General features: G+C 45.6%; 9 protein-coding genes and 1 tRNA gene. 1 reads left to right on the top strand and 9 read right to left on the bottom strand.

All coding sequences use genetic code 11. The features are described 5' to 3' along the window. Nucleotides 1-36: 36 nt before the first annotated feature. The 9 genes from FOC35_RS11535 to FOC35_RS11495 all read right to left on the bottom strand — a co-directional run bounded on the left by FOC35_RS11535 (nucleotide 37) and on the right by FOC35_RS11495 (nucleotide 13465). Nucleotides 37-939 carry a hypothetical protein gene (locus FOC35_RS11535; RefSeq protein WP_172568947.1) on the bottom strand — a complete coding sequence of 301 codons (903 nt, stop codon included), beginning with the start codon at nucleotides 937-939 and terminating at the stop codon, nucleotides 37-39. An 84-nt stretch (nucleotides 940-1023) separates the two neighbouring features. Next, nucleotides 1024-3996: a type I restriction endonuclease subunit R gene (locus tag FOC35_RS11530; protein ID WP_172568946.1), complete on the bottom strand. Its 2973-nt coding sequence runs from the start codon at nucleotides 3994-3996 to the stop codon at nucleotides 1024-1026. Then, entirely contained in the window at nucleotides 3996-5171 is a 1176-nt protein-coding gene (locus tag FOC35_RS11525) for a restriction endonuclease subunit S (protein WP_172568945.1), read from the bottom strand. Before FOC35_RS11525 ends, FOC35_RS11530 begins: the two co-directional genes overlap by 1 nt. A gap of 1 nt (nucleotide 5172) precedes the next feature. Continuing rightward, nucleotides 5173-6843 (bottom strand): UvrD-helicase domain-containing protein, encoded by a 1671-nt coding sequence (locus FOC35_RS11520; protein ID WP_172568944.1) that lies wholly within the window; start codon nucleotides 6841-6843, stop codon nucleotides 5173-5175. Continuing rightward, complete coding sequence (locus FOC35_RS11515) at nucleotides 6840-8765, bottom strand: ATP-dependent endonuclease (RefSeq protein WP_172568943.1); 1926 nt, start codon at nucleotides 8763-8765, stop codon at nucleotides 6840-6842. Before FOC35_RS11515 ends, FOC35_RS11520 begins: the two co-directional genes overlap by 4 nt. A gap of 13 nt (nucleotides 8766-8778) precedes the next feature. Then, on the bottom strand, nucleotides 8779-10272 hold the full coding sequence (locus FOC35_RS11510; RefSeq protein ID WP_172568942.1) for a class I SAM-dependent DNA methyltransferase: 1494 nt from the start codon (nucleotides 10270-10272) through the stop codon (nucleotides 8779-8781). Continuing rightward, complete coding sequence (locus FOC35_RS11505; RefSeq protein ID WP_172568941.1) at nucleotides 10269-11765, bottom strand: class I SAM-dependent DNA methyltransferase; 1497 nt, start codon at nucleotides 11763-11765, stop codon at nucleotides 10269-10271. Before FOC35_RS11505 ends, FOC35_RS11510 begins: the two co-directional genes overlap by 4 nt. Before the next feature lie 166 nt (nucleotides 11766-11931). After that, the gene (locus tag FOC35_RS11500; protein WP_172568940.1) at nucleotides 11932-13194 is read right to left on the bottom strand and encodes an integrase arm-type DNA-binding domain-containing protein; all 1263 of its coding nucleotides are present in this window, start codon (nucleotides 13192-13194) and stop codon (nucleotides 11932-11934) included. A gap of 186 nt (nucleotides 13195-13380) precedes the next feature. Continuing rightward, nucleotides 13381-13465 (bottom strand) — tRNA-Leu (locus tag FOC35_RS11495). Nucleotides 13466-13726: 261 nt separating this feature from the next. On the opposite strand from FOC35_RS11495, the gene FOC35_RS11490 reads away from it, so the two are divergent. Next, on the top strand, nucleotides 13727-14746 hold the full coding sequence (locus FOC35_RS11490; RefSeq protein WP_172568939.1) for an NAD(P)-dependent alcohol dehydrogenase: 1020 nt from the start codon (nucleotides 13727-13729) through the stop codon (nucleotides 14744-14746). The last annotated feature ends 7 nt before the right edge of the window (nucleotides 14747-14753 follow it).

The raw sequence follows: 14753 nt of genomic DNA, 5'->3' as shown, positions 1-14753 counted from the left end.
ATCCCATATAGTAAAAACCACATAACTTGTCTCCGCTCATAAACATTCACCTAATATGTCTTTTGCATGCATCAATAATTTATTACCCACCTCTGTACTCTTCCATGAAGAAAAGTTCACAATATTATTAAAGTAATTAAAATCAAAATCGATTGATTTACGATAAAGCTCTCTAGGTTTTTCGCCATTGACTTCTAGAAGAATAACCATATCCATTGATTCACTTAAGATATGCTCAATCACCGCAGAATGGTGTCGTGTGTAATAGATACCTAGATCAATCCTTTTTTTACAAGTAGGAGCTTTAACAATATATCCTCTTGACGTCATATCTAACTCATCAGGAGCAAGCGACACAAGCTTTTGTAACAGCTTAATATCATTTATTTTTTTGAAAAGAAACTTCTGATTATCAGACATATAAGCAAATATCCATGGGATATTCATTAACGTGGCTTTCGAGTATAACCATCCCTCTTCTTGCTTGTACTGTTTTAACATATTTAAAGCTAATTTCTCATCGATCTTTATACCTGTCACAGTACTTAGCATCCAAATAACTTTATCAAAATGCTCGATAAGTAGCTCAAGTATCTGTCGACTAAGCTCGCTAGGAGTTCGCTTTCCTTTATCAGATGAAGTTGATTTTGTTGTATCAGAGTAAGGACAATCTAAATAAGCTTCATGATCAAAAATACCAACCCCAGGAACTGATGTCCCATAGTGTTTGGCAAATGGAGAATTAACATTTGATGGTAACTTGTAGAACCCAATGATCTGTATGGGATTATTACATGCAGGACAAATAGCAAAATAGCGCGGTTTCCCCTCATCACTCACTTTATACCACGGCGAGCGGCGGGCAGTACGTTGCTCATACTCATCTTTGTTTAAAAACCAGTAACCTTGTGTCCGTACGTTCAACTTGTAAACATTCATTCTTCAGCCTCCAGCTTTAACATCCCAACGAACTAAATATAAGATATCCTATAGCCTTATCCTGGACTCAGATGCCGATGAGCTTTAATAATACTGCCTAATATAGCTATATGCTTTCTCAAAAAGTTCGTCATCTGCATGTAACTTATATTTGAATAGTGCCTTTCGTAACGCCTTCTTAACTTCTCTCTCACCAGCTAGCGTACTTTGCCAACCAGGAAAACGGACCAGACGAACAATTTCATCTATGTCTGCAACCACTCGCTCAACTATAATTGGTGTATCTGCTGTCTTTACTTCATTGAATAATTCGGTCAAAGCAGCTTTGCCATGATCCAATTCCTCTTCTGGAGGCGTTGTTTTCTCTGTTTGTAGTGTTTCTTTAGCTATTTCGAGTAGTTGTTTTAAAAACTCAATACTGTTGATTTGACCTGATTCGAAACGATCTTTGAGCGCATCAAGCCGTTCAGAGAGATGTTTAAATTTGGGATTATTACCATGCCCTCGTAGCCGTCGCTTGAGTTTGATTTCAATCTCTTTGGCCTTCTTAGGCTCAGGATTTGAAAGAACGGCCTCCAGCAGATCGGCATCAAGCACTAGAGTATCAAGATCGTCACGAACTGCATCGACATGGACGTTCTGATGGATTAACTCAATAGTTTTGGCCCCCAACGAGTGCCAGATTAATTTTCCATGGCCGCTAGAAGGCTGGACTGACTGGTAAACCTGAGACAACCACTTGTAATCTTTCTCAAAAAGACCGAGAACAACATCGGGTGATAACGCTTCCCATATACGGGAAAGGACACTGTATTCAGAAGCAAAATTGTCTCGGATTTCGTTGTTAGGCAAGCATTGCTGAGCAGCAATCAAACCTTCATACCCCTTCAACGTTCGATCACAGCCAACAAAAAAAGCCAAACACTTCTGCATAGCTTCAGGTAGCTTCTCTTTCAGCTCCTGAATATTACTCACTAGCTGCTTAACACTTTGATCATCGAATTCTAAGGCTGCAGCTACATCATCAAAAATCCCCAGATAGTCAACAATAAGGCCATGGGTCTTCTGCTCGGAATAGGTGCGGTTTACTCGGCAGATAGCTTGTAACAACGTATGGTCGCGCAGTGGTTTATCGAGGTACATAACTTGCAGAATAGGCGCATCAAAACCAGTCAAAAGTTTAGCGGTCACAATGATGAGCTTAAGCGGATCTGCTGGGTCGCGGAAACGATCCAGTAATCTTTCTTCTTCATCACGGGTACGATCGTATGGAGCATATTCAGGATGCTCTTTCTTATCTGACGCCTGAACAGACATCACGATATCTGTCGCTTCTGAGGGTAAAAGCTTGTCCAGCTCAGCTTTAAAGAGCAAGCAGGATTCCCGGTCAAACGTAACTATCTGACCTTTTAGGCCATTTGGTTCTATCTTGCTTTGATAGTGTTGGACAATGTCTGCACATACCTTGCGAATACGCTCGGGTGTTTTTACCAGAACTGCCATTTTTGCAGCAGTCTTTGCCAAATTATCTTTGTCGAGGTCAGATAGACCACCAGTCAAATCTTTATATGCTGCGTCCAGTTCCGCCTTGTCGATATGCAGATCGATCAATCTGGGTTCAAAATGTAATTTCAGTGTTGCCCCATCACGGATTGATTCGTCGAAACCGTAACGACTCATGTAGCCTTTGTCATCTTCTTCCGCCCCGAAAGCATAGAAGGTATTACGATCTGACCGATTAATTGGTGTACCTGTTAGGCCGAACAGAAAAGCATTCGGCAACGACTCTCGCATCTTACGGCCAAGGTTACCTTCCTGAGTACGGTGAGCCTCATCCACCAGAGCGATAATATTGCTACGATTATTTAGACTGCCATTGGCCTCACCAAACTTAAAAATAGTGGTAATAATAATCTTACGCACATCCTGCGCCAGCAGCTGCTGTAATTTCTCCCGACTATCAGCCTTTTCCAGATTAGGAATATCTGCCCCCGTAAAAGTCCCTGTAATCTGAGTGTCGAGATCGATACGATCAACTACAATTAATACTGTTGGATTTTTCAGTCCGGCATGCATACGTAATTTTTGCGCAGCAAAAACCATTAATAGGGATTTACCCGAACCTTGAAAATGCCATATCAATCCCTTTTTGGGATAACCAGCTAGCACCCTTTCAACGATTTTATTCGCTGCCTCAAATTGTTGATAGCGGCAGATAACCTTAATACGTCTCTTTTTCTTATCCGTAGCAAATAAGGTGAAATTACTCAAAATATCGAGCAGTATTTGAGGCCGTAGCATACTTTCGACAGATGCTTTGAGTGACTTCAACGGATGATGCTGGCCATCATTATCCTCGCCATCCAGATGCCAAGGCCCCCAGTCTTTTACAGGCAGGCCAACAGAACCATAACGGAATAGCTTGCCTTCAGTAGCCACCGAGAAAACGTTACAGACAAAAAGTTCCGGGACAAACTTCTCATAGTCGTCATGTACCTGTATTGCGCCATCGACCCAACTAATGCATTTTTTAACCGGCGTTTTTGCTTCAATGAGTACTAATGGTAAACCGTTTACTATCAGAACCAAGTCGGCTCGCCGCTCGGTAGCACCTGCGCGATAAGTGAACTGTTGGGTTACGACATATTGGTTCTGAGATAGATCCTCAAGATCGATAAGTCGCACCGGCACATGCTCATTATTTTGGCCGAACGGCATAGACCGTTCTCCGCGCATCCAAGCGGTCAATTCTTCATTAGCGCGGATTAGGCCATCTGAGCGCACCGATAATATAATGGCACGTAGTTTGTAGAGCACTTCGTCAGCGAGATCGGATTGCGCAGCAATTTCGGGATTCAAGCGAAGCAACGCTTCTCGCAGCCATGGCTCGACAAGAGTTTCCTGAATCTGGCGTGGTACATCAGTTGGGGAAACATAATTCCAGCCTATGCCTCGGGAACTGTCTTGATGATCTCGAACCGTATTTATTGGCTTGAGTGTTGAACCAGCCAAGAGATCGCGAACATAAGCTTCAACTGTATTCGATTCGTTAAACATCAGTGCCCCCACAGATTTTCAAGTAACCGCCGCTTAATAGATTTGCTCGCTATTATCCTTAATTCCAAGGCCTCAATGGCGTTATCAAGGCGCTTTAGCTGAGCCAATAAATTATCTTGATCTTCAATTCGAGGTGCACAGATAGGCTGCTTCTTGATGCCAGCAATATTGATATTATAATTTCCCGCACTTGATTTCACTTCACCTCTTAATTTCCGCCTCGTAGATAGGGCATTCAGAAATTCGGTGAGAAAAGCAGGCCGCAGTTTATCTTCATCACAACGAAGTCTAATCAAATAGCTTGCAAAAACTGTTTTTTCATCGGGATGCTCTATAACTACCGAACGTCCAACGTATTCAGGGTTTCCATTAGTTCTGACAAGTAATACATCTCCCTTACGAAGCCCTAGCCGCTCATACTCGCGCTCACTAATTTCGATACGCTGTATGTCTGAGTAATCGACCTTTCCTCTCAGTACATTCGGTATCCTAAGGATCGGATAACCCTTTTCGTTATAAGATGAACGCGAGGAAGAACCGTAACTAAGAGATAATAAATAGTAGCCTAACGATTTTACTGGATTAGTCCTAGAATAAGACTCTAAAGTATCTTCTACTAATGCAGATCGCATTGTATACGCACATTCAAGAGCATTGGTCTGAATACAAACGAGACTTTCCATCGCTCGCAAAACTTTAACAATTTTAGTCTGTGTAGCAATTGATGGAAGTATGAATTCAAAACTAGCTAAACTAGCCCAATTAGTACGCGGACTCAACGACCCTGCTGATGTTCCGACTGCATGCTCAAAAAATGCCTCAGTCTGACAAATAAAAGGAAGCAATTCCGGCAGTAAGATTTGTGGATCTTTAGTTTCCAGCACATAAATATCGCCGGAACACACACCTGAAAAATCAGCTACGGCTACCTTACGCTGATAGGCACGCCGCTTACCGAACAACACCTGTCCTGGCTGAAAAACGCTGGTAAAGGTCACTCCATCAGCAACGTTGCCATAACTGCGAACACGCAAATCCCCCGGTTCCAGATGTTCTAAACCAACATAGCGTTCAAAACCATCAACTAAAGGGTCTTTACTTTTGGACTTAGAAAGGCGAACTACATCGCCAAACTTGACCCAATTCCAGCCGGGTTTAAGAGTTTTATTTTTCATTTTATTGAGGCCTTACAAACGGCGTAACATAACTAATATACTCAGCTTGAGCAGTTCGACTGACATTCCAACGTTTGGCATTAGCAGGACGTTCTCGCTGATCGGCATGTGTGAGAATCAATCGTCTTTTCGCTCGCGAAACACCCACGAAAAAAGCGCAACGATTCTCATCCTGATTGCCAAAGAAAATCTCATTTTCAACCGCCATGATAATGACAGAGTCGAATTCCAGCCCTTTACTTTTATGAATGGTCAGAATGCGCACAGCCTGATCATCCGCAAAACGTCCCAACGCTTTTGGTAAATCTGGTTCTGACTTAAGCAATTCTTTAACCCGTGCAAAAGTTTCACGGATAACATCATTTAAACGCGAACGAGTTTCATAGTCAGGTGATAAAGCAACCAACATTTTGGAGCCAATATACTTCAGAAACTCTATTGCCAATTGTACCCAATCCGAAAAAGGCGAGTCTGTATGTCTAGCTTCAGATACTTTTTTACGTTGTTTTTTAATTAATTGATCAAGCTCCTTTCTCGCACTTGACTGGATTTCTTCATCGGCAAAAGGAATCAATTGATTCATCAATCGAATCCAGGCCTTAGGTTCACGCTTGCCATAAAGACATGACAAATAATCTACAATCAAACGAGCTGCTGGTTCGACCGTGATATCCTGCATCTGTTGCTCGTTACGATATGGAATACCGCGATGTTCCAACTCTGCCATAAGGTGGTCAGCATAAAGATCCAACTGTTTAGAAACCAAGATTGCAATTTCCGCTGGAGGTAGTTGTTCTGTATTTATCCAACCAGTTATCAGATCAGCCAAATAGACGGCTTCTTGACAGCTGTCTTCAAAACGCCAGGTATATACCTCACCTTCATCGCCACCCAATTGTTCATCTGGCATGACAGAGGCAGGATCAAGCGTACGAATAATTTCGTTCTGAACTCGTAGCAATTTTGGTTTAGAACGGAAATTGCGATACATGTTAAGTGGTACAGCATTAAAATCATTGGCAAAGGATCGGAAAATCCCGTCCAATGCTCCAGCCCAAGCCATAATTTTTTGTTTAGTATCGCCTACCGCAGTCAGGCGAAGACTGGTCCCCTGGAAAGCAAGCTTAACTAAGTCATATTGTAAATTCGTGCAATCCTGGAACTCATCCAAAAAAATATCGCTATAAGTTTGCCGAATTGCATTACGGGCAATTTTTGAGCTTTGCAATATCTGGATTGCCAACGGGACCAGATCGCCGAATTCAATTTGAGTACGAGAGGGGCCATTTTTCTTGTCAACAATCGTATAGCCTGCATCTAGAGCATCCTCCCCTCTAAGCACAGGTCTGAAACGATCAACTATACGTTTAGCAAAAGCGTGGAATGTATAACTGTCAAAACGCGAGGCAAGATCAGTGCCACATCGCCGTTCGACACGGTCTTTCAGATTTCTGCTGGCATCAACCTTGAAGGAAATCGCCAGAATCCTCTTAGGGTACCGACATGTTCCTGTACGCAAAAGGAAGTCCGCTCGTTGCGCTAGCATCTCAGTTTTACCAGCCCCTGGGCCTGCAGTGAGCGCGAGACAACGATCATTTTCCTTCGCTGCACGCAACGCATTTGGCTCAAGCGTCAGCCCATCTGCGGGTTGCCATTCTTCAACGGCAATCATTCAGGTAACTCCGCTAATTTGGCAATAACGGCATCAGCTAGTCTGCTTAGAGACTCAGGCATTTCTGCAAGTAATTCATCATCATCTAGTTTGGCCAACGCATCTATATGTGCAGCTGGTTTACTGCCAAGTTTGAAACGCTGATGATAAGTGACAAACAACTTTTTTTCTTCTTCACTATATTGAGTCGCGTCGAAATAGCTTTTGCCAAGAACAGCTTTGGTAATTGACTCATCCGGCTCTTCTTCAACAACATCATAGGCTTCGGGATATGCCAAAAGCATAGAAAAGTCCAAGTCCATTGGAGAGGAAAAGAATATTGCTCTATTTTCAAGTTCAGCAAAAATGTCATGAGTTCCATTATTAAAAAAATGATGGGACCGTAGAGGCGCAACACTGTTATTCCATTTCGGAATTGGCCAGTCAGCAGGAAGTACTTTGCTTGGCTCAAACATGGCAAACTGATCATTGACGTATTTAATTCGTCCCCAACCCGCAGCATAACGAGCTACATCGAGATCCAGAAGTGTCAAATATGGAATCTGTAACGCTGAAAGCAAACGCCAAAAATGGTTAACATGCCTTCCTCCCAGAGGTGCTATCGTGACGGCTGACTCATCTACCGGGGCACCCTTGGCCTGTAGCAAACGTGGTAATACAATCTCTTCACTATCACCTTCGCCGAGTACTACAAGACGTGAAAAATAGATCTCAGGAAATGCCTGGACTGCTTCCCGAACAAACTTGTGTGCATCATCAGATTTCTCAGGCAATTTAATACAGGTGACTCGTGTCTTTCTAGACTCAGTTAACCGTAAATAACGTATTAACTCAGGAGCAACGCGACGCAGCATTGTGGGCGCATGTGTAGCAATGAGAGCTTGTGCATCCACATTTTTCGTCATGATATTCAAAGCACTGACGATACGTCCCAGGTAATGTGGAGAAAGACTATTTTCTGGTTCCTCCAAGGCAACCAAAGTAAAGACCGGCGGACGTAACTTATCGGGATCAAAAGATACATCTTCCTCAGCGAGTACAGCTCTTCCAATCGCTTGAGATGATAATACTAGGGAAAGATAAAGCATTGACTTTTGACCATCACTCAACCGCGAGAAATCGACAAGTGAACCATCGTGCCCTGGGGTAAAAGATACCGACAAATGCCGCAACAGCGCTTCAATCTCCGATGCTACAAAGGTGATTTTCGGATCAGCGAAGAATTTACCTTTATGCAGAGTAGCCCAGCTTGTTTTTAAAGTTTCACTAAATGCATTTACAGAAGGGTTTGCCGCGAGGCTGTCGCTTATTTGATCGGTCAATCCCTTAATCGTCTCGCGTTCAGCATCCCAACGTACAGCGCGAAGCAGACGACCCAGTAAGGCGTTTGCACCGTAAGCAATATGATCCGCAGGATCACGTCTGGCAGGCAGATAATGTACCTGGATATGATTACGCTCTGCCCGTGGAACCTGTGCGATATTTTGAGGAGAGCCATCAGCATTGATATCCAGGACATACACTAAGTTTTCGTCGATATCACCATCCAGCCCCATAGTAGCCGTAAGGCGAAAACGTACTCGTGGAATACCTTCCAGCTCATCTAGTCGCATATGGCCGAAATGAGGTGCTACGGTACTGTTATCTTCGTCTTCTGCAAGTTCGGGAAATAAAAAATCAGCTTCTATCCACAGCTCACGCTCAGGAGGAACCTCCTCCTCTTCAAAATGGACATGGAAATCTGAACGTTGGACACGTCGCAATGTCGGATCGAATGCAAAGAGCCGGCATAAAGCCTGAAGTACTGCAGTCTTACCTGAACCATTAGGACCAATTAGATAGGTAATATCTTCCAGGCTCAGCTCAGTTGGTTCCTGACCAAAAGACTGAAAACCTGATAACCGAATTGTTTCAAGCTTCATGCTACTCCCTTCCTCAGTTCAAGTTATCCAATGCATCAACTAACGAATCCATTTGTTGCCAAAAAACACGACCATCATTCTGCCATTGCTCCCATGCAGAATTTAATGAGAGAGTCTCTCCATCGGCATCTTTAGCGGACGCGGTATTAATTTTCTTAACGTAGAGTGGGATCGATAAGTTGTTCGCGTTTGCTTCGATGCCAGCTAGCGTTGCGACTTTTGCAAATCCGGGCTCATCAGCAAATTCTTTATACGCAACTAAAATCCGTTGTTGCTGTGCTTCTGTAAGGAAGCTTTGTGCTCGTTCACGGGTTACTTCATTAACGGCATCAATGAAAAGTACTTTGCCCTTACGGCTAGCTGGTTTGTTTCGATTACAAACGAGTACGCATGATTCCATTGGTGAGTTATAAAACAAGTTTGGCCCCAGACCTATAACTGCTTCGACCCAATCCTGCTCAATCATTTTGGTGCGCATCGTTTGTTCTTCGTTACGGAACAACACACCATGTGGCCAAAGCGCAGCACTCCGCCCTTTTTTGGTGAGACTGGCCAAAATATGTTGCTGGAAAGCGTAGTCGGCACGTCCCTGAGGTGGAGTACCAAACATGTTGCGCCCCCACGGATCACAACTCCAAGCCTCACGGCTCCACTGTTTGATTGAGTAAGGGGGGTTAGCGAGGATCACGTCAAACTGACGGAGACTGTCATTTTCGATGTGCTTAGGTTCGGCTAAAGTATCACCACGAATGATCTCGAAATCTTCAACACCATGCAGAAAGAGATTCATCCTCGCGATGGAAGAAGTGATCAAATTGCGCTCCTGCCCATAGAGCTTCAATGTCCGATATTCACCACCAGAACGTTTTACTTCGTCTAATGCCGAGATCAACATACCACCGGTGCCACACGTGGGATCATAGATCGATTCGCCAGCTTTTGGAGCCAAAAGCTGGGTCATCAAATGGACAACCGTACGATTGGTATAAAATTCGGCAGCCGTATGCCCAGAGTCATCCGCAAATTTTTTGATCAGAAATTCGTAAGCATTACCCAGTTCATCTTCAGGTACATTAGCGACTGATAGCACTCGGGTAGAAAAATGCTCAATGAGATCTTTAAGGGTCTTGTCAGGCAGGCGCTCACGGTTTGTCCATGCCGCATCACCAAATATACCGTCAAGCATATTTGGGTTAGCTGATTCGATATCCCTCATTGCCTGCTGAATGGTAGCTCCCACATTCCTTGGAGTTTGCCTTATGTCATTCCAGTGAGCACCTTCAGGAATCTGGAAACGATGGTTTTCAGCGAACTGAGCGTAAGAAAGATCTCCATTAGATTCTTCAAGTATCGACTGATATTCTTCATCCCAAACATCAGACACTCGCTTGAAAAACAACAACGGAAAAATGAACTGCTTGTAATCACCTGCATCAATCAAACCACGCAATAATACAGCAGCTCCCCAAAGGTAACTCTCAAGTTCCTGTTGAGTTATACGACTCATTTCAGCCATCCTCCCTCTTTCATTACTTGCTCAAGTCTCTCTTCAGCATCCTTACAACGAGCCAGAGCGTCCTTAAAAGCTTCGATCGCATCAGGTAGTACAGGGATATCTTCTTGCAGTGGAGGGAGAACATAGCGTGATATGTTCAGCGTCCAATCTTCCGCCTCAATATCAGATAGGTTGACTATGCTGACAGCATCTTTGACATCACTAAAGTTCTGATACCACCGCAAAATCTCAGCAGCATGCTGAAGCTCCATAAAGTTTTGAGCTCTACCGCGTTTGAACAAACGTGACGCGTCGGCAACCATAACTTTATGCTGCATTTCCACAGTTTTTTTCTTACGTAACACTAAAATACAAGCGGCTAAGCCCGTGCCATAAAATAGATTTGGGGCCAGCCCTATGACAGCCTCAACCAAATCCATTTGCAGTAATTTTTGGCGAATACTCCCCTCAGCGCCCTTGCGAAACAAAGCTCCTTGAGGCAATACCACGGCCATTCGCCCAGTGCCTTCAGCCATGGATTTGACCATATGCTGCACCCAAGCAAAATCACCGCTGCTTGAGGGAGGAAGTCCAGCAAAGTTTCTGCCAAAGGGATCATTTACCCAAAGCTCCTCACCCCATTTTTCAAGTGAAAACGGAGGGTTTGCAATCACACAATCAAATGTAGCCAGCTGGTCCCCATCAAAAAAAGCAGGATTGCGCAAGGTATCATCACGCACTATCTGGAAATCTTCTATTCCATGCAAAAAAAGGTTCATTCGGGCAATAGAGGACGTAGTAAGATTTTTCTCTTGGCCAAAGAGTTTGCCCCAAAGACGCTTCACATCACCGTGTTTATCTTTCACATGCTGTACTGCGGCCAGTAACATCCCACCTGTACCACAGGCGGGATCGTAAATAGTGTCAGTCTCTTCAGGAGCGAGCATGTCGATCATCAGTCTGACAACACTTCGAGGGGTGTAAAACTCTCCAGCTTTTTTGTTTGTTGCATCCGCGAACTTCTTGATCAGGTACTCGTAAGCATCCCCGAGCAAGTCAGAATTGATGTTCTTATTACCAAATGGCAGTTTGGAAAAATGCTCAATGAGATCCTTCAGCAAAGCATCAGAAAGTCTCTCTTTGTTTGACCATTGAGCATCGCCAAAAACACCATACAGCGTTTCTGGGTTTGCCTTTTCAATCTCACGCATAGCCCGCTGGAGAGCAGAACCGACGTTTACTGCTTTGGAGCGCACATCATCCCAGTGGCAGTCACCAGGGATCTGAAAGCGATGAGACTCGGGAAAGTGTGCCAGGGATTCATCACCCGACTCGACAAGAATCTCTTTAAATTCTTCATCCCATACATCACAGATGCGTTTAAAGAAAAGTAGAGGAAAAATATATGTTTTAAAATCAGCAGCATCAACGGGGCCTCTCAGGATATTGGCCGACTCCCAAAGATGATTTTCAAGCTGACTCAGATTTATAGTTACTTCGTTCAATTCAACGTTCCTGATTAAAATAGGCTGTGAGTCAGCGCCTTACTAAAACTGACGCCTAACATGTTCGGATCGGAAGCTGGCAACACTCAATAATGTGTCATCTTCTTGAATGGCCATTAGTTTATCCTGAAGCCAGTCTTCCAACCATAGTTCGGATCACATCAGGCTAAGACTTACCAGAGAAATACTTCGCAAAATCAAATGGACTCACTGCCTTCTCCCGATTCGCATCCAAGAAGTCAGCCCACCACTGCAGCATCAGTTTACGCTCATCAAGATGCTCGGCTTTGTGAATGTAAGCCGCCCGCACAGAGTTACGCTCCATATGGCTCATCTGCCTTTCTACTGCATCCCTCGACCACAATCCCGATTCAATCAACGAACTACACGCCATTGTCCTGAAACCGTGGCCGCAGACTTCAACCTGTGTGTCATATCCCATCACCCGTAAAGATTTGTTAACCGTGTTTTCACTCATCGGTTTGCGAGGGTTATGATCGCCAATAAAGATCAGTTCATGATCACCGCTGAACGTCTTTATCTGCTCCAGAATATTTAATGCCTGTCGGGAAAGTGGTACCAGATGAGGTGTCCGCATTTTTGAACCTCGCTGTGAGTGCTTTACCCCTTCGATAGCTTCTCGCTCGGCTGGTATCGTCCACATTGATGTTTCGAAATCGATCTCAGACCAGCGAGCAAAACGCAATTCACTGGAACGAATGAAAACAAGAAGAGTTAGCTCAACGGCAAGCCGAGTCAGCGGCCTACCGGTATAGCTGCCTATACGCTGAAGCAACTCGGGAGTCCGTTTCAATTCAAGAGCTGGTCGATGCTGCCGGTTACCTGAAGCAACAGCACCGACCATCTCCTGCGCGGGATTGTAGTCCAGTAAACCGCTCTGAACGGCATAGCGCATAATAGCGGTGGTACGCTGCTGAAGACGGGAAGCCACTTCAAGTCGTCCAGAAAGTTCTACGGCTTTTATAGGAGCTAACAAATCCCGCGTTTTTAGCTCGGCAATGTTGCGTTTACCAATGGCAGGAAAGAGGTTGTCCTCCAGGCTTTTGAGCACTCGTCGGCTATGTTCTTCCGACCACTTTTTATTTGTGGCGTGCCACTCAACAGCAAGCTCCTCAAAGGTACGCGCTTCCTCCTGTTCAACCTTATCATTTTTCTTTTTGTCTCCCGGGTCGATGCCGTTTGCCAACAGCTTGCGAGCATCATCACGACGAGCTCTGGCATCCGCAAGAGACACATCTGGATAAACGCCTAAAGCCAGCATCTTTTGCTTCCCGTCAAAGCGGTACTGCAGACGCCAGTATCTTGAACCATTTGGGTGGACGAGAAGATGCATACCATTGCCATCGGTCAGCTTATATTGCTTATCCGTTGGCTTGGCGGTTCTGACTTTGATATCTGTTAGAGCCATGCTTATCCCCTCCCTGTTGGTACAAGCATTATCGAACCGGAAATACCATCATCTGTACCAACATGTGTTGGTAGATGTACGTTGAAGTCGGTTGACCTTGAGAGAGTTAATATAGCGAGAAAAGCAGGTAAATGCTGGATTTTAGACATAAAAAAAGACCTCAGTTGAGGTCTATTTACATACTTATGGTGCCGAAGGCCGGACTCGAACCGGCACGTATCTCTACGGTTGATTTTGAATCAACTGCGTCTACCGATTTCGCCACTTCGGCACTGAAGGGGTATGCGGAAACGTTGTGGATTATACCTGTCGCTGGCCGCCATGCAAGCTTGGCTCGTAGCATGTTGCGCTAAGTGCTGAAAAAAACAGCGAGTTTGTCCTGTATTGCTCATTCATACATGGCTCCCGCGCTCACTCTGCCTTCTCCCGGGAGAGGAACAAACAGAAAACCACCCCACAGCACTTCACGCCAACAGGTCCCACCCGCCAGATGTTCTAAACTGGTTGCAGTGCCAACACAGAGGATGAGCGAATGTCTGTTATCAAAAATTATGCCGCGCCAAAGGCCGGTGCGGAGCTGGAGCTTCAGGATTTCGACGCAGGCGATCTGCTGCCGGAAGATGTAGAGGTTAAGGTCGATTATTGCGGCATCTGCCATTCGGACTTGTCGATGATCGACAACGAATGGGGCTTTTCGCAGTACCCGCTGGTCGCCGGGCATGAGGTGATTGGCCGCGTACACGCCCTGGGTTCAGCGGCGCAGAATAAAGGCCTGAAGGTTGGCCAGCGCGTGGGCATCGGCTGGACGGCACGCAGCTGCGGCCACTGCGACGCCTGTATCAGCGGCAGCCAGATCAACTGCCAGCAAGGCAGCACCGCCACCATTATGAACCGCGGCGGCTTCGCCGATAAAATTCGCGCAGACTGGCAATGGGTCATTCCGCTGCCGGACTCCATCGACATCGAATCTGCAGGGCCGTTGCTGTGCGGCGGCATCACGGTGTTCAAACCGCTGCTGATGCACCACATCACCGCCACCAGCCGGGTGGGCGTTATCGGCATCGGCGGCCTGGGTCACATCGCCATTAAGCTGCTGCACGCCATGGGCTGCGAGGTGACGGCGTTCAGTTCCAACCCGTCCAAAAAAGAAGAAGTGCTGGCGATGGGCGCGGATAAAGTCGTCAACAGCCGCGATCCGGAGGCGTTAACCGCTCTGGCAGGCCAGTTCGACCTGATTATCAACACCGTAAACGTCGATCTCGACTGGATGCCGTACTTCAAGGCGCTGGCCTACGGCGGCAACTTCCATACCGTTGGCGCGGTAATGAAGCCGTTCGAGGTCCCGGCCTTCACCCTGATTGCCGGAGACCGCAGCATCTCCGGGTCGGCAACCGGCTCCCCGCACGAACTGCGCTCCCTGATGAAGCTGGCAGGCCGGGCGAAGGTTCAGCCGCAAATCGAGCTGTACCCGATGTCAAAAATCAACGAAGCCATCCAGCATGTGCGCGACGGCAAAGCCCGCTACCGCGTGGTACTCAAGTCAGATTTCTGATGTAAAA

Source organism: Cedecea sp. FDAARGOS_727 (assembly GCF_012273235.1).
Taxonomy (GTDB): Bacteria; Pseudomonadota; Gammaproteobacteria; order Enterobacterales; family Enterobacteriaceae; genus Cedecea; species Cedecea davisae.
Note: the sequence above shows the minus strand (reverse complement) of the source record. Positions and strands in the feature narration are given on the sequence as shown.